General features: G+C 59.7%; 20 protein-coding genes. 12 read left to right on the forward strand and 8 right to left on the reverse strand.

Annotation, left to right across the window (positions count from 1 at the left end; all coding sequences use genetic code 11):
- The first annotated feature begins 86 nt into the window (after positions 1-86).
- A complete protein-coding gene (locus L4G42_RS24850; protein WP_237254420.1) occupies positions 87-410 on the forward strand; it encodes a hypothetical protein in 324 nt (107 codons plus the stop codon).
- Positions 411-427: 17 nt separating this feature from the next.
- Here L4G42_RS24850 and L4G42_RS24855 read toward each other — a convergent pair whose 3' ends face one another.
- The 4 genes from L4G42_RS24855 to L4G42_RS24870 form a co-directional block, all read right to left on the reverse strand.
- Complete coding sequence (locus L4G42_RS24855; RefSeq protein WP_237254419.1) at positions 428-1,300, reverse strand: DUF6279 family lipoprotein; 873 nt, start codon at positions 1,298-1,300, stop codon at positions 428-430.
- Positions 1,301-1,363: 63 nt separating this feature from the next.
- Entirely contained in the window at positions 1,364-2,107 is a 744-nt protein-coding gene (locus tag L4G42_RS24860; RefSeq protein ID WP_272904123.1) for a TorF family putative porin, read from the reverse strand.
- Between the two features lie 161 nt (positions 2,108-2,268).
- Complete coding sequence (locus tag L4G42_RS24865; protein ID WP_237254418.1) at positions 2,269-2,754, reverse strand: hypothetical protein; 486 nt, start codon at positions 2,752-2,754, stop codon at positions 2,269-2,271.
- A 185-nt stretch (positions 2,755-2,939) separates the two neighbouring features.
- Positions 2,940-3,119: a hypothetical protein gene (locus L4G42_RS24870; RefSeq protein WP_237254417.1), complete on the reverse strand. Its 180-nt coding sequence runs from the start codon at positions 3,117-3,119 to the stop codon at positions 2,940-2,942.
- 371 nt (positions 3,120-3,490) lie between these two features.
- Between L4G42_RS24870 and L4G42_RS24875 the strand changes: the two genes are divergently transcribed.
- On the forward strand, positions 3,491-4,327 hold the full coding sequence (locus tag L4G42_RS24875; RefSeq protein WP_237254416.1) for a CvfB family protein: 837 nt from the start codon (positions 3,491-3,493) through the stop codon (positions 4,325-4,327).
- 62 nt (positions 4,328-4,389) lie between these two features.
- Here L4G42_RS24875 and L4G42_RS24880 read toward each other — a convergent pair whose 3' ends face one another.
- Complete coding sequence (locus tag L4G42_RS24880; RefSeq protein WP_237254415.1) at positions 4,390-4,770, reverse strand: hypothetical protein; 381 nt, start codon at positions 4,768-4,770, stop codon at positions 4,390-4,392.
- A gap of 461 nt (positions 4,771-5,231) precedes the next feature.
- On the opposite strand from L4G42_RS24880, the gene L4G42_RS24885 reads away from it, so the two are divergent.
- The 3 genes from L4G42_RS24885 (at position 5,232) to def (ending at position 7,296) form a co-directional block, all read left to right on the forward strand.
- Positions 5,232-5,423, forward strand: a complete 192-nt coding sequence (locus tag L4G42_RS24885; protein ID WP_237260011.1) for a CsbD family protein — start codon at positions 5,232-5,234, stop codon at positions 5,421-5,423.
- 268 nt (positions 5,424-5,691) lie between these two features.
- Positions 5,692-6,696 (forward strand): YihY/virulence factor BrkB family protein, encoded by a 1,005-nt coding sequence (locus tag L4G42_RS24890; protein WP_237254413.1) that lies wholly within the window; start codon positions 5,692-5,694, stop codon positions 6,694-6,696.
- 60 nt (positions 6,697-6,756) lie between these two features.
- A complete protein-coding gene (gene def, locus L4G42_RS24895) occupies positions 6,757-7,296 on the forward strand; it encodes a peptide deformylase (RefSeq protein ID WP_237261275.1) in 540 nt (179 codons plus the stop codon).
- A 3-nt stretch (positions 7,297-7,299) separates the two neighbouring features.
- On the opposite strand, the gene L4G42_RS24900 is transcribed toward def, so the two are convergent.
- Together L4G42_RS24900 and L4G42_RS24905 are read right to left on the reverse strand one after the other, a co-directional pair.
- Entirely contained in the window at positions 7,300-8,130 is an 831-nt protein-coding gene (locus L4G42_RS24900; protein WP_237254411.1) for a class I SAM-dependent methyltransferase, read from the reverse strand.
- Between the two features lie 121 nt (positions 8,131-8,251).
- Positions 8,252-8,665: a GNAT family N-acetyltransferase gene (locus L4G42_RS24905; protein WP_237254410.1), complete on the reverse strand. Its 414-nt coding sequence runs from the start codon at positions 8,663-8,665 to the stop codon at positions 8,252-8,254.
- A gap of 123 nt (positions 8,666-8,788) precedes the next feature.
- Here L4G42_RS24905 and L4G42_RS24910 point away from each other — a divergent pair, with 123 nt between their 5' ends.
- The 7 genes from L4G42_RS24910 to L4G42_RS24940 all read left to right on the forward strand — a co-directional run bounded on the left by L4G42_RS24910 (position 8,789) and on the right by L4G42_RS24940 (position 14,047).
- Positions 8,789-9,730 carry a fatty acid desaturase gene (locus L4G42_RS24910; RefSeq protein WP_237254409.1) on the forward strand — a complete coding sequence of 314 codons (942 nt, stop codon included), beginning with the start codon at positions 8,789-8,791 and terminating at the stop codon, positions 9,728-9,730.
- A 29-nt stretch (positions 9,731-9,759) separates the two neighbouring features.
- Complete coding sequence (locus tag L4G42_RS24915) at positions 9,760-10,539, forward strand: phosphate/phosphite/phosphonate ABC transporter substrate-binding protein (RefSeq protein ID WP_237254408.1); 780 nt, start codon at positions 9,760-9,762, stop codon at positions 10,537-10,539.
- 118 nt (positions 10,540-10,657) lie between these two features.
- Positions 10,658-11,167 carry a sigma-70 family RNA polymerase sigma factor gene (locus L4G42_RS24920; RefSeq protein ID WP_237254407.1) on the forward strand — a complete coding sequence of 170 codons (510 nt, stop codon included), beginning with the start codon at positions 10,658-10,660 and terminating at the stop codon, positions 11,165-11,167.
- A 73-nt stretch (positions 11,168-11,240) separates the two neighbouring features.
- Positions 11,241-12,254, forward strand: a complete 1,014-nt coding sequence (locus L4G42_RS24925; RefSeq protein WP_237254406.1) for an ABC transporter substrate-binding protein — start codon at positions 11,241-11,243, stop codon at positions 12,252-12,254.
- A gap of 80 nt (positions 12,255-12,334) precedes the next feature.
- Positions 12,335-12,886 (forward strand): GNAT family N-acetyltransferase, encoded by a 552-nt coding sequence (locus tag L4G42_RS24930; protein WP_237254405.1) that lies wholly within the window; start codon positions 12,335-12,337, stop codon positions 12,884-12,886.
- Between the two features lie 174 nt (positions 12,887-13,060).
- Positions 13,061-13,549 (forward strand): hypothetical protein, encoded by a 489-nt coding sequence (locus tag L4G42_RS24935; RefSeq protein WP_237254404.1) that lies wholly within the window; start codon positions 13,061-13,063, stop codon positions 13,547-13,549.
- Between the two features lie 60 nt (positions 13,550-13,609).
- Entirely contained in the window at positions 13,610-14,047 is a 438-nt protein-coding gene (locus L4G42_RS24940; protein ID WP_237260010.1) for a nucleoside deaminase, read from the forward strand.
- A gap of 7 nt (positions 14,048-14,054) precedes the next feature.
- On the opposite strand, the gene L4G42_RS24945 is transcribed toward L4G42_RS24940, so the two are convergent.
- A complete protein-coding gene (locus L4G42_RS24945; RefSeq protein WP_237254402.1) occupies positions 14,055-15,056 on the reverse strand; it encodes a diaminopimelate epimerase in 1,002 nt (333 codons plus the stop codon).
- Between the last annotated feature and the right edge of the window lies 1 nt (position 15,057).

Raw genomic sequence — 15,057 nt, forward strand, 5'->3', positions numbered from 1 at the left:
CCTCCGCTGGGTCACAACCACTGAGCATCAAGCCCGCTGACCGGACGTCACGGGTATTGCCCTGTTGGCCCACTGGAGGTTGAAACATGTCTAAACGATACGACTGGGACCTGATCGAGCGTCTGTTGCACGACGTACAAAACAGCGTCGCAAATGCCGGTGCATCCGAAGCGTCTGCCACAGAATTAAAAGCGTTGTTGCACGAACGTGGATTCATTGGCGCTCACACGAGCGGTGCAGGGGGGAATGGCGAAGGCGCTAGCCTCACCCCACGAGGCGCGAGCTTGCTGGCGTTGATCGACAGCAGCATTCCGGGCAATGACCATCCGCGTCAGGTGCTGGATGAACAGGCCGATGCGCTGGATCCTGAGACCTTCGATGAGGTGGCCGCCAAGGCGCAAATCGCCTGATGCTGAAAGCGTCCTGATCAGGACGCTTTTTTCATGCTCTTGTAGCAACTCAAATCAGTGAAGTCCTTGCGCACATCGGCGATCTTCGCCAGCAACTTCTGCCGTTGATCAGCCGTGCTCTGCGCCATCAGATCCGCAATCAGAGAAATCGCTGCCTGCTCGGTATGGTCATAGGCTGCGCGATATTCAGGCGTCCAGAAGGTCTGACGGTCTTGCAGGAGACTGGCGATTTTCTGATCGAAATCGGCGGCATTGCGCTGCTTGACTGCGGCCAGCAGCAGTGACTGCCAGTGTGCGCGATTGTCGATCCACAGCCGGTTTTGCTCGCCCAGCGAGGTCGACCACTGCATCACGCGGGCCTGCTGCCCGGCATTCAGTTTGCCCATCCACGGCGTCAGACGTTTTTCCATGCGTTGAGCACGCTCAGTAATCTGCTTATCCAGCGGCTGGTCGACGAACTCATCCTCATGCTTGCGCAGGTCCTTGGCGAACGCGGCTTGCATTTCTCCCACTTGCTGGTCGTCAAGCTGACGCAGCAGCTCGACCGCCGAGGGCGTGATTTCTTTGGAGAGGGTGGCGATGGCTTGCCGCGCTTCGGCGGTGCGTGCCTTGAGCTGCTCCTGGTTGACCTGGTTGTTTTCAACCATCCCTTGCAGACGGTCCAGCCAGTCGAGGTAACCGGGAATCTGAGTGGTGCAGTGCCAGCTTAAGTGCTCTTTCAAGCGCTCATCGAGCCAGTCCTTCTGCGACGCGTTCATGTCCAGGTAGTCGTTGAGCGACCAGGGAATGATGAAGTCCAGATGCCGATACGTCAGACCAATCTGACTGCACCCCACCAACAGCGTCAGGCTCAGCCACAGCGAAATAAAGGTCTTCAACACAATGCCCATGACAGCTCCTTGCCGGTTCGTCTCCCCGTTATAGAGCAAGTCAGGTCATGGCGGTTCAACCCATCAGAAAAACGAGCGCACGACCTTGAGGGTGACGGTGCCTTCGCACTGCGTGTTGTGGCCGCTGTAGGCGCTGCAATCGGCGCCGGTCAGGCTCGAACCGCTGTACATCAGGTTCATGTCCATGCCCAGCAAGGGGCGCGACACGTTGAAGGACCAGTCGCTGTAGGCGTTGACCACGCCGCCGCCGTCGATGATCGTGGGCGAATCGAGCTGGTGGTTGCCGTACTGCATGCGCAGGTCCAGGCCCAGCGGAATCATGCTGCCCAGGTCGAGAAACAAGGTACTGTCCTGGCGACCGGCGTCGGTGCTGAAGGCGGTGCCGATGCGGCTGTCGAAAATGCGGAAGCCGGCGTAAAGCTCGTGGCTGTCGAGCTGGTCGGTGTTCGGGTAGCTGTAGCGGATGACGCCCAGCTCATAACCGAGGGTTTTGTCGAAGGGCTTCTTGAAGCCCATGTAGGAGTCGACTTCCAGCGCGGTGTCGGGGCTCAGCCCTGCGCTGGGGGACCATTGCCCGAAGTAGAAACCGCTGTCGTGAGTCAGGTCGAGTCCGCCGTGGAACTTGGTATCGGCACCGCTCGGTGTCACCAGGCCCTGGGCCATGGTGCGGCTGGGCGTGGTGCCGAGCTTCAGGCTGAAGTCGCCCAGTTCCCGCTCGATAACCTGAGCGCTGGCGGCGTGATGCATAAGCGCGGCGCAGGCGAACACCGCACCGGTCCAACGGGTAAAACAGCGAGCATAAGGCATGCTTCACTCCTTTCAGGTTTCAGAGGAGTGGGTCGAAGGTATCTCTCCGGAAGCCGAATGGCCCGACAAGAACCGCGAGCTAGAGCGTCGCAAGGATACCGCCGATTGGCGATATCTCACGACCATTGGTCGATTCGATGCAGATGCGCCGACCTTTGCGATCAGTTCGCGGCGGAAATCAGCTGATTGACGACGATCAACGCTTGGGGAAAAGAAGGATAACCGCTGGTGGCGACATCGAGTTTTTCATACTTGGCACGGTAGGTGCGGGCCTTGTCCTGATCGTCCATGCCGGCCCGTTGCGCCTGCAGGGCAATGGCCAGCGGGTAGTTGCGATCGGCGGAATCATCGAGCTTGGCATCAACCCTCTTCGGGCTGGCGTTCTGACGCAAGAGCAGAATGGCCTGGTAAAACTCGGCTTCGCCGGTTGTGTCTTCGCGTACTGCCCGCTCGAGCAGCGCACTGGCGAGTTCGTCGTTTTCGGCGCGGCGTTCGTTGATCAGCAGCTTGGCCTGGAGCATGTCGTTTTGATACAGCAGATAGTCGGCACGACAGGTGCTGCCTGCGAGAGAGGTGTCACAACCGTGGGTCGCACAGCCGGTTAGCCCGAGGCTAAGCAGGGCGCCGATGATCATCCGTTTGTTCATATCGGTTTCCGCAGAGACTTCAGCAGTTCAGGGGATCGTCCGTTCTATCCCATGACCCATACGCAGCGCTGTCAATGAGCAGTCATGTGACGAGAGTAAAGCAGAGCTTTGTGAAGCGGGGAGCGATAGACCTGGCGCCTTGTGATCAAAGCGCCTGGATGTCGACCGCGGAGGCGGGAGAAAATTTACTTTTTGCCGAGGGAGATCTGTTTGGATGGGCCGAAGGTCTGGCCGCTGACACCTTTGGCGATCTGTTGGATCTCGCCACCGGATTTCAGGAAAGCTGCAATTTGTGCGTTGATCGAATCGCTGGTCTCAACGGCAGGAGCTGGCTTGGATTTCGAATTGGATGCTTTTACACGCATGGCTGCTATTGACCTATATAAATTTAATACGGCCGGCCATCCTATCGGAATTGGCCGGAAATTGCTTGGGTATTATCGGATGAGGGGAGGGTTGGCGGTCGTGAGGAACAGCGGAAACATTTTCCGAAAATAGCGGCTAAATGACTGTTTTAATTGCGATGTTCAATCTGGCGCTCTGTCAAATCCGGTCAGCGTTCAAGGCTGCGGCCAGGCTCGACGACCTGACGAATGGCTTGAGCCCGGCACAGCCTGCGCTGTGTCGTTCATCGATGCGTGGTTTTCCAGCGCGCCGAAGCCGGCGCCACATGCCAATCCGGAATGCCCGCCCGAATTCGGGTAGAATGCCGCCCACGTAACGAGGGTATCTGGACATGGCTTTAGTCGGGCGCTACAACAGTTTGCAAGTGGTTAAACACACTAACTTCGGTTTATATCTGGATGGGGCGCAAGACGGCGAAATCTTGCTGCCCAATCGATATATCCCCAAGGATATTCCCAGCGAAGATGAGGACTGGCTCAACGTCTTTATCTATCTGGACAGCGATGACAAGTTAATCGCCACCACCGAGAAACCCAAGGTCCAGGTCGGTGAATTTGCCAGCCTCAAAGTGCTTGAAGTCAACAGCATTGGCATCTTTCTGGATTGGGGTCTGCCCAAGGATCTGCTGCTGCCGTACTCGGAAGAAAAGCAACCGCTGAAGGCCGGTGACTACTGCGTGGTGCATGTCTACCTCGACAAGCACACGCGCCGCATCACCGCGACCACGCGTCTGGACCGTTATCTGGACAAGGTGCCGGCCAACTATACAGTCGGGCAGGAAGTCGACTTGCTGGTGGCCGAAGAAACCGCGATGGGTTTCAAGGCGATCATCAACAACAAGCACTGGGGCCTGATTCACAAGAACGAGGTGTTCAAGTTCCTGCGTTCGGGCAAACAGGAAAAAGGATTCATCAAGGAAGTGCGCAGCGACGGCAACATCAGCCTGAGCCTGCAGCCGGTCGGCGAACAGCTTGCCAGCAGCCTCAACGCGCAGATCCTCGGCAAGTTGCGTGACAACAACGGCGTACTGCCCGTGAGCGACAAGAGCGATCCGCAGGTCATCAGCAACCTGTTCGGCGTCAGCAAAGGCAACTTCAAGAAAGCGATCGGCGCACTGTACAAACAGGGCCAGATCGTCATTCACGCCGACCGTATCGAACTGGTCTGACGTGACACTCGACCGCAGCGCCGGGTAACTCGCGCTGCGGTCGTTTGATCAGTCTTGTCAGATTACTGCTGTACGAAACTGGCGAAGCTCAGGTTGGCGCCATTCGGGCGCATGTCCTTCAAGTACGAATCCTTGTCAGCCGAGAGCTCCAGGCTCACGGTGGACTTGCGCTTGCCTTCGTTGCGAACCACCACCGCGTCTTTCTGATCGCGCAGGAACTTGGTTGTCACCTTCAGGTGAATCAACTCATCCGTGCTCGGCGTGTGCAGAAGCAGATGCAGCCACTCGTACTGACCCACCGCCAGACGGCTCATGGGCAAATCAAACCACCAGATATTGCGCTTGGGGTCGAGTACGGCAAAGTGGGTGTTATTGGTGCCGAGCACGGCGCCGCCGAGCTGTTCATTACGGCGCGCAATGGCCTGCTGCTTATCGAGTTTCATAACATTCCTGGATCACGGTCTCGTCAACCTGGCCCGGCGCCCACGAGCGCCGCCGGTTCGGTCGCGCATTCTCCGGGGTTCTCGGGGAAACATAAAGGCAAAATTCGCGGGCTCCGATAGGACGTGGAACGTCCCGGGCTGCATTCCCACACGGAGCGTGGGAACGATCAAATGTCAGCGACTGAACAGGCTTCTTCCCGGCTAAAGCCGGTCCCACTAAAAGCAACGCGTGCAGTCAGTGGGACCGGCGGCGCCCCTGTAGGACCGGCTTCAGCCGGGAAGCCCTTGGTCTGACTTCTGCTTGCTCTTCAAATGGCTCGCAATCCCTCAGACGCATGAAAAATCCAAGCTCACGACGCTCAATCAATCCAATCGCGAATTAATTGAACCTCTGATTCACCGCCCCGGTCAGTTCTAGTGTCGAGTGAATGACATCCTATTCTCACCCTGGAGTGAACCCTATGAGCAGCACTGGCGATAAAGTCAAAGGCATGGCTAACGAAGCAGTAGGCAACGTCAAGCAGGGCGTCGGCAAAGCGACCGACAACGACAAACTGCGTGCTGAAGGTAAAGCCCAAGAAATCAAAGGCGAGGCCCAACAAACCGTTGGCGAAGCTAAAGACGCCGTGAAAAAAGGCGTCGACAAGGTCTGAACCCCTTGCGCCCGGAGCCACCGTGCTCCAGGCGGCCAGATTTGCGACACCGTAACGGCCATCCTCTGATGGCCGTTATCATTTGCGTCCCCGACCGCCTGAAACACATCAAATGTAGCCAACACCCCGGGCACCCTGTAAAAAGCCAGCCCGTTCGGGCAACTGACGGAATTTCAACGCGATTGCCCGCTCGTATGCATACCGCTTGTAGATACGCTTGAATCAATAATCGTGCTTCGGCTACATCTGTGTCGCGAAAGGAGACGCCATGATATTCCCGGACTTGCGCCAGCTCAGCATCAAGACAGTGTTGGTCAGAACGGTCAAAGAGTTTGTCGATGACGAGATGTCGACTTACGCCTCCGCTCTGGCCTACCAGATGCTGTTCTCGCTGTTCCCGTTCCTGCTTTTCCTGATTGCCCTGATCGGCTTCCTGCACCTGCCGGACTTTTTCAGCTGGCTGCGACTGCAGTCCGAGCTGGTGCTGCCGCCGCAGGCCCTCGATCAGGTAAACCCGGTCATCGACCAGTTGCAACAGTCCAAGGGCGGTTTGCTGTCCATCGGTATCGTCATCGCGCTGTGGACCGCTTCGGCGGGCGTGCGGCTGATGATGAGCGCCATGAACGCCGCGTATGACGTGGTCGAAGCTCGCCCGGCCTGGAAACGCATCCCGTTGTCGGTGTTCTACACCATCGGCATCGCCGGCATGCTGCTCACGGTCGCCGCGCTGATGGTCACCGGCCCTGTGGTCATGAACTGGCTCGCTGCGCAGATTGGCATGGAAGATTTCATTGTCACGCTGTGGACGATCCTGCGCTGGCCGCTGATTATCCTGCTGTTGATGGTGGCGGTGGCGATCATGTACTACGTCATGCCCGACGTTAAGCAGAGCTTCCGCTTCATCACGCCGGGTTCGGTGCTCGCGGTCGTGGTGTGGATCGTCGCGTCGCTGGGCTTTGCCTACTACGTCAAAACCTTCGCCGACTACAACGCGATGTACGGCAGCATCGGCGCGATTATTGTGTTGCTGCTGTATTTCTACATTTCGGCAGCAGTGTTATTGCTGGGCGCTGAAATGAACGCGGTGATCGAGCACATGTCCGCCGAAGGCAAGGCAAAGGGTGAGAAGGAAGCGGGCGAGCGTGATGGTACGTCTGACATTGAAGCGGTGCACATAAAGCAGCACGTCTCGGGCCTTGGCCGCGATCACACCCATGACCATGATGACGACTACACCCCTACGCCGTCGGTGCTGAAGACCGACAAATTCTGATAACGCTCAAGGCAGACGCCGCCCGCTTGTGGCGCCTCTGCCCGTTGCTAAGGGTCCGCAATGATTCGCGAAATTCTGAAGATGGGCGACGAGCGTTTGCTGCGCATCGCGCCACCTGTCCCCGAGTCGATGTTCGGTTCCCGTGAGCTGAAGACACTCATCGAGGACATGTTCGAAACCATGGAAAGCGTCGGCGGTGTCGGCCTGGCCGCGCCGCAGATTGGCATTGACCTGCAGTTGGTGATCTTCGGTTTCGATAGCAGCGATCGTTACCCGGATGCAGAGGCCGTCCCCCAGACCATTCTGCTCAATCCGCTGATCACGCCGCTGGAGCAAACCCTGGAGGAGGGCTGGGAAGGCTGTCTGTCCGTGCCGGGTCTGCGCGGTGTGGTTGATCGCTACGAGCACATCCGCTACGAAGGTTTCGACCCGGACGGCAACCGCATACAGCGAGAAGCCCGCGGTTTTCATGCGCGGGTCGTCCAGCATGAATGCGATCACCTGATCGGCCGTCTTTACCCGTCACGCATTACTGACTTCAGCCGCTTCGGCTTCATCGAAGTGCTGTTCCCGGGGATGGACCCGAACGCGGACGAATAACGGCTAGTTCTTCGGCTTGATGAACCGCAAGGTCATGCGGTCCGACTCGCCGATCGCCAGATACTTTGCGTTGTCCTGTTCACCCTTGACCAACGCCGGGGGAAGTGTCCAGACGCCTTCGGGGTAGTCCTTGGTGTCTTTGGGGTTGGCGTTGATTTCGCTCTCGCCCGCAAGCGTGAACCCTGCTTTCTGCGCCAGTTTCACCACGTAGTCAGTCGGCAGGTAGCCGTTCTTCTCGTTGTCCCTGGCGGTGGTGCCGGGTTTGGCCCGGTGGTCGACCACGCCGAGTGTCCCGCCCGGTTTCAATACTTCGTAAAACGCCTTGAACGTCGCCGCTTCGTTGCCGGCGTCGACCCAGTTGTGCACGTTGCGGAAGGTCAGCACGGTGTCGGCCGAGCCTGGCTTGCCGAAGACCGGCGCCTGGGGCGCATAGGCCACAACCTCGACCTTGCCGTAATGCGCTGGGTCGGCGGCGTATTTCTGCTTCAGGCTGTCGGCGGACTTCTTCGCGTAATCGCTGGTGGCGGGGTCGATGATGGCAGCCACGTAATGCCCCTCGTCGTTGAGCAGCGGCGCCAACAGTTCGCTGTACCAGCCATTGCCCGGCGTGATTTCGATGACCGTCTGATCAGGGCGCAGGCCAAAAAACGTCAGCGTTTGCTCGGGGTGCCGGTATTGATCGCGGGCCGCATTTTGCGGCACCCGCCAGTTGCCGCCGAGCACGGTCGCGAACTGCTCGTGACTGACGGTGGATTCGGGCGCAGCACTCGCCGCCACTGCGAAGCCCGTCGCCGAAAGTGCCGCGAGAGAGAAAACCATAAGCGCTGGCTTCATGTGCATCCTGCTTGATCAAGAAATGATCGGCGAGGCTAGCACGCAAGGCCGGTCACTCGATGGCACGTTTGGTTTGGTTTACCGCAGGAAAGGTTCTAAGCCTGCCAGGGTTGCCTGCCGATCAATCCGCAGGTCGAACAAGTGAGATCAACGGCTTTGTATGCCGATAACGCGCCAGCCGTCCGGCCAGTTCCTGCGGCAAATCCTGAACCTCAACAAAGCCAATCCGCTGATAAAACCCACGCAACTCAGGCTCACAGAACAACCAGACGTTTCCTTCAACCGAAGTCAGCGCTGCGGCGATCAACCCCGCTGCGACACCTCGCCCGCGCTCGGCTGGGGCAACAAATAGCCCGGTCAACCAGTGCCCGCCAGCGATCGGCGTCAGGCACAGGGCGCCAACAATGTCCGCCTGGCGCGCCACCCACACCTGCGCCTCGCCCCTGGCGCGCATGGGCGAGCGATAGGCGCGGTAGAACTTCTCCAGCAACGGGCGCTGCACATCGGGAAGGTTCGAAAACTGGACGTCGGGCATGTGCGGGAGGCGTCGGATTGAGGGTGGATTCAGCGCATCGTTCTACCGTCATAACCAATCGATCTACAAGTTTTTCCTGCGCTATTGCACAACTGGTTATCAGCCCGAATGCAGGAACCGGCAATGCCCAACTACCTGGACGACGCTCAGCGCGAAGAGATCAAGCGACTGCGCGCAAGCTTTATGGGCCGCACGGAATGGCCGACCTGGTTGCTGCTGATCGGTGTGTACGCAGGCTGGCCGACGTTGCTGATTGCCAGTCCGCACTTGGGTGTGTGGCCGACGACGCTGTTGATGATCCCGCTGCTGGTGCTGTGGATGTCGGTGCAACACGAGGTGCTGCACGGCCATCCGACGCGTTCGTTACGACTGGACAAGGTGCTCGGCTACGCGCCATTTGCGGTCTGGTACCCGTACACGCTGTACCGAGACACCCATTTGCAGCACCACTGCGATGAAGAGTTGACTGTTCCCGGCCGCGACCCGGAAAGCCGCTACCTGAGCCAGCGGCACTGGAAACAGACCGGCAAGCTGATGCGTTTTTTGCGCTGGCTCGACAAGACGCCACCGGGGCGTCTGGTGTTTGGCGTACCGTTGGCGCTGAGCAGTCTGATCGCCGGCGAAACCCGGCGATTGCTCCGTGGCGAGCGTCAGGCGTGGGCGATGTGGTCGACCCATGGTGGATTGCTGGTGCTGATGTTTTTATTCATCGAGCATCACAGCGCGATCTCGGCAGTGCATTACGTGATCTTTTGCAGCGTGCCGGCGCTGGCGGTGTCGATGGTTCGCTCCTACTACGAGCATCGTCCCGGCGAGCACTGGCAGGAACGCACGGTGATCAACGAGGCGTCGTGGCCGTGGGCCTGGCTGTTCCTGAATCTGAATCTGCATCTGGTGCACCACGACTTGCCCGGCTTGTCGTGGTATCACATGCCCGTCGTGTATCGGGCGCGGCGCGAGGAGTGGCTGGCACGCAGCGGCGGTTTTCTGGTGGCCGGTTACGCGGAACTCTTTCGTCGCCATAGCTTCAATCCTATCGACAGCCCGCAACATCCCTACGTCTGAAGCCCTACGTCTGACACGGAAGACCGAACATGCCCCAAGGCTTTGCCGAACTGTTGATGTACGTCGCCCCACCGCGCATTCAGCAGGCGCAAGAGCAGTGGCTGGAGCGAACAATGGAAATCCTTGGCGTGGAGCGTCTCGATGCGCAGGCTCTGGATCTGAAGGCGCTGTGGCTGTCGCCGCATTTGCTGCTGACGCAAACCTGCGGTTATCCGCTGATGACGGAGTTACAGGGCAGGGTTCAGGTGGTCGGGCGTCCTGTTTATCAGCTGCCCCGTAGCGCCGATGGCAACCACTGCAGCCTTTTGGTTGCCCGCGAGGACGATCCGCGTCAGGCGCTGGTCGAGTTCAGGGGCAGTCATGGCCTGCTGAATTCACGGGATTCCAATTCCGGCATGAACCTGTTCCGCCACGCACTCGCGCCGCTTCAACAGAATGGGAACTTCTTTGCTGATGTCACGCTCACCGGTGGCCATCGCAACAGCCTCGCCGCGATCAAAGCGGGTGACGGTGATCTGGCCGCCATCGACAGCGTGACCTTCGACTATCTGGCCCGCGACGCCAGCGAGGAGGTCGCCGGTGTGAAGGTGATTGCTCGTACTGCGGAGGGGCCTTGCCTGCCCTACATTACCCGCCTCGGCGCCGATGCCGGTGCCATCCGCGCGGCGATGAATCAGGCGCTGAATGAACTGCCTGATGTCTCCCACGTGTTGGCGATCAGTGAGGTGTTGCCGGCGAGTGAGGCCGATTACAAGGTGCTGCTCGATTACCAGCAGCAGGCGGTATCCCTTGGCCTTCCTTCGTTCTAGTTATTCCTTAGAGTTCTATAAGGAACACTTTTAAGTATTTTTACTGCATAACTGCGCTTGCTAGCATGCCCTCTCGGAAAGTCCCGACCACAAAAAATTTCAGGGCAGGGGATGTTTTATGGCTGGCGCCGATGTTATGCATCGCCAATACCTCAGCGAGTTGTTTGTGCTGCACCATGGGTGGCTGTGCCTGCGCGTGCGTCGGCTGCTCGACTCCGAGCAGAGCGCCGAAGACGTCGCGTCCGAAACCTTCCTGCAACTGCTGGCCTCGCCCAACGTTGTGCCGATTCGCGACCCGCGCGCGCTGCTCACCACCATCGCCCAACGCCTGGTATATGAGCGCTGGCGGCGGCGCGATCAGGAGCGCGACTATCTGGAAGGCCTGTCCCAGGAGGCAGCGACCCCGTTCGCGTCGGCAGAAAGTCACGCCGCTACGCTGCAGATGCTCGACCGTCTGGATCGCCGCCTTGATCGCCTGCCTGCGAAGATCAAATCAACCTTTGTGCTCTCGCGTCGCGGCGGTCTGACCTACCCTGAAATTGCCGCGCACCTGGGCATTTCCCGGCGCTCGGTGAGCGACTACATGGATCAGGCTGAAACCTGTTGCCGCCGCGCTTGTCTGGAATAGAGCATGTGCTGTGTCCGGCCAACTGTGACAAACCGATTGAGCTCCTCCCATCCCCGAGCGACGAGAGACATCAATGACACCAATCAAAAAACTGCTGGGCGGCTCGCTGCTGGCACTGGCTGCCCTGACGGGTTCGGCGCATGGCGCGGAAAAAACGGCGCCGATTCATTTCGGTGACATCACTTGGGAGAGCGGCAGCCTGATCACCGAAATCCTGCGCACCATCGTGGAAAAAGGCTACGGCTATCCCACCGACAAACTACCCGGCAGCACGGTGAGTCTGGAAGCGGCGCTGGCGAAGAACGACATTCAGGTGATCGGCGAAGAGTGGGCGGGCCGCAGCCCTGCGTGGGTCAAGGCGGAGGATGAAGGCAAGGTCCACGGCCTGGGCAACATCGTCAAAGGCGCAACCGAAGGCTGGTGGGTGCCGGAGTTCGTCATCAAGGGCGACCCGGAGCGCGGCATCAAACCGCTGGCGCCGGACCTGAAATCGGTATCCGACCTGCCTAAATACAAGGACGTTTTCAAGGACCCGGAATCCCCGGACAAGGGCCGCTTCCTCAACAGCCCGACCGGCTGGACCTCGGAGATCGTCAACACCCAGAAGCTCAAGGCCTACAAGCTCAACGACAGCTACGTGAACTTCCGCACCGGTTCGGGCGCGGCGCTGGATGCTGAAGTGGCGTCTTCCATTCGTCGCGGCAAGCCGGTGTTGTTCTACTACTGGTCGCCGACGCCGCTGCTGGGTCGCTTCAAGCTGATCAAGCTGGAAGAGCCGCCATTCAACGAAGCCGCCTGGAAAACCCTCGCCGACGCCAACAATCCCAACCCGATCGGCTCCAGCTCCCTCGCTGCGCACTTGGCCATCGGCGTGTCGGAACCGTTTCGTCAGCAGTACCCGGATCTGGTGAGCTTCTTCGAGAAGGTGGACCTGCCCATCGACCAGCTGAACAAAACCCTGGGCGAGATGAGCGAGAAGCGCCAGGAACCAAGCGTCGTGGCGAAAAGCTTCCTGAAAGATCACCCGGAAGTCTGGACCGCCTGGGTGCCAGCTGAGGTTGCCAGCAAGGTGAAAGCCGGCCTGTAAGCGCTTTCTCGTCATTCCGTGGGACAAGTGGGCTGCCGCTTGTCCCACAGGCAACCCCGTTCATGCAGGAGCGAGTCTTCATGAACCCCTCTTTCATTCCCTTGCACACCAATCGTCTGATCCTGCGCGAACTCACCCCGGACGACACTCCGGCGCTGGCGCAAATCCTGGGCGATGCCGAGGTGATGCGATATTCGGTAGGGGGCGCGTTGTCGGAAAGGGCCACCGGTGAGTTCATCGACTGGTGTCGGTTTTCCTACAGTAAACGCGGCTTTGGTCCGTGGGCGGTGGTGGAAAAATCCACATCAACCCTGGCCGGGTTCTGCGGTCTCAATGCCGAGCTCGTTGATGAGAAGGACGAGATCGAGATTGGCTACCGGCTCGCAACCGGGTTCTGGGGGAAAGGCCTGGGCACCGAAGCAGCCCGCAGCGCGGTGTCTTACGGCTTTGATCAGATGCGCGTGTCATCGCTGATCGCCATCGTCCAGCCAGCCAATTTTGCGTCGGTGAAAGTGATTCAAAAACTCGGGTTCGGCGGGTTCGTTCACAGCCAGTATCATCGCCAGGGCGTGAGGGTTTACCGCATGACCGCGCAGCAATGGGCGCTGGGTGGCTCGGCAGAATTGGCTTGAGACCTTCCCGGCTAAAGCCGGTCCTACAAGTTGTGCACTGCTCGGCCGCAAAACGCTCATCGATGGATATCTCGCCCCTCAACTGTTAGCGTCCAGCAGGCAATCAAAGCGTTGATCACACATAAAAAGTCGCCGGGAGAGGACATGGGATATTGCAGATCGACAGCAATGACGATGATGAAGGCGTCACTCGGGCTGATGCTGGTGGGTGTGCTGGCCCAGCAGAACGTGACATTGGCCGGCGAAACCGTGCCCGCGCCCGTGGCCAGGGATTCCGCGCTGACCTTCGTGCAGGATCGGCATCTGGGGGAAAGTCTGGGCTGGCTGGGTTATCAGGTCGCTTCCCACACGGTGACTTTCGCCACGATCGTCGAGACCGTCGGCCGCACCAAGGCGCAGGAAATCGTGCAGGACGAACTGCAAAGCCTGCAGCCGCAGTATCAACAGGAATGGGACCGCAACCTCGCGGCCGCCTACGCCGCATCGTTCAGCCCCGAAGAGCTGCAAGCCCTGGACGCCGCAGACCCGGCGCCAGAGGTAGCCAACAAATTCCGCAACAAGCAGCGCGACGTCGGCGCTGACATGAAGGACCGCTCCAGCGAGCTGCTCAAGGTTTACGTGTCCACCGCGCTGGACAACGCATTGAAAAAAGCGAAGCCTTGAGCGCGCGTTTGTCTGAAGCGTTTTTTCGATCATCCCCCGTCACGAAGGAAAGGAGAGACCATGGACCCGTTCATGCAAGCGGCCATTGATGAGGCGCAGAAGGGCCTGGACGAAGGCGGTATTCCGATCGGCTCGGTCATCGTCCACGACGGCAGGATCATCGGCCGTGGCCACAATCGTCGCGTCCAGGAAGGCAGCGCCATCAAGCATGGCGAAATGGACGCCTTCGAAAACGCCGGCCGCCAGCCCGCCCGCGTTTACCGCGAAGCCACGCTCTACACGACCCTGTCGCCCTGCGCGATGTGCAGCGGCGCGATCCTGCTGTACGGCATCCGCAAAATTATCGTCGGCGAACACGAGACGTTCCTGGGTGAAGAAGAGCTGCTCAAGTCACGTGGCGTGGAAGTGAATGTGCTGCACGACGAGACGTGCGTGGGACTGATGAAGCAGTTCATTGCCGACAAGCCTGAACTGTGGAATGAGGACATCGGCGAGTAGGTCAGCGTCAGGCCTTGATTCGCGCCGTCCCGAACAACTGAACCTGCTGCAACTGCCCGTCGTGCTCGATCAGGCGCAACGGCGCGGTGCCGCCTGGCATCACCACTTCCACCAAACCCGCTTGGACCCAACCGCAGAACCACGCCGCTGACGCAACCGCGCTGGCGCTGGTGCCGGATGATGCCGTCGGGCCTTCGCCCCGTTCAAACACGCGCGCTGCCATGCGGTTCGGTCCCAGACGCGCGGCCCATTGCAGATTGATCCCGCCAGGGCAGGGGTCGCCGCTTCCTGATTCGCCGGCGACGAAGGCGATGCGGGTCAGGGCAGCGTTCAACTCGTTTTGGTGAAGGTCTTCGAAGCTGGGCAGATCATCGACATCCGCCACCAGCGTGACGCAATGAGGATTGCCCACCCTGACGAACACGCTGGCCTGCCATGCCGGGTGCAACGCCGCCACACGCTCGACCCGGTTGACCTCCTGCTCATTGAGCATCGCTTTGCCGACACCGGGTCCTGTCGCGCCCACTGCCTGCGGGCCGAAACCGGGCGCGCCGATGTCCAGCCAGAAGCCGTTCACGTCCTCGACTGTCGCCGAGACCGCTTGCGTTGCGACGGGGCCGAGCGAGTCAGCATTGTCGTGATGAACGCGCAGGGTGAACGGCGCGCTGCCGGTGATAAGGGCTGAGTCGGTCAGTGATTGGGCGAAGATGGTCAGGCCGTTGCCGCTGCGTTCAGCCAGGGTACCGTCGGTGTTGACGATCAACAGGTCGAACGGCGCGGCGTCCTGAAACGGGCCGACCAGAAGACCGTCCGAGCGATGAGATTTGCTGCCAGGTGGGCGCTGGCCAGCGGGCCAGTCACAGATCGCTGCGACGGCTAGAGACGTCCAGGCGTGGCGGCGAGTGGCGGCTTCCATCGGAGACTGGGGCAGGGGAACGCCGAGGGTGCGCAGGGCATCGGGAGCAATCACCGCGTAGATATTGCCGCGAGCGTCGTAGAAGCTAGCCATC

Origin of the sequence: Pseudomonas petrae, from assembly GCF_021728295.1 — a bacterium.
In the GTDB taxonomy this organism is placed as follows: domain Bacteria; phylum Pseudomonadota; class Gammaproteobacteria; order Pseudomonadales; family Pseudomonadaceae; genus Aquipseudomonas; species Aquipseudomonas petrae.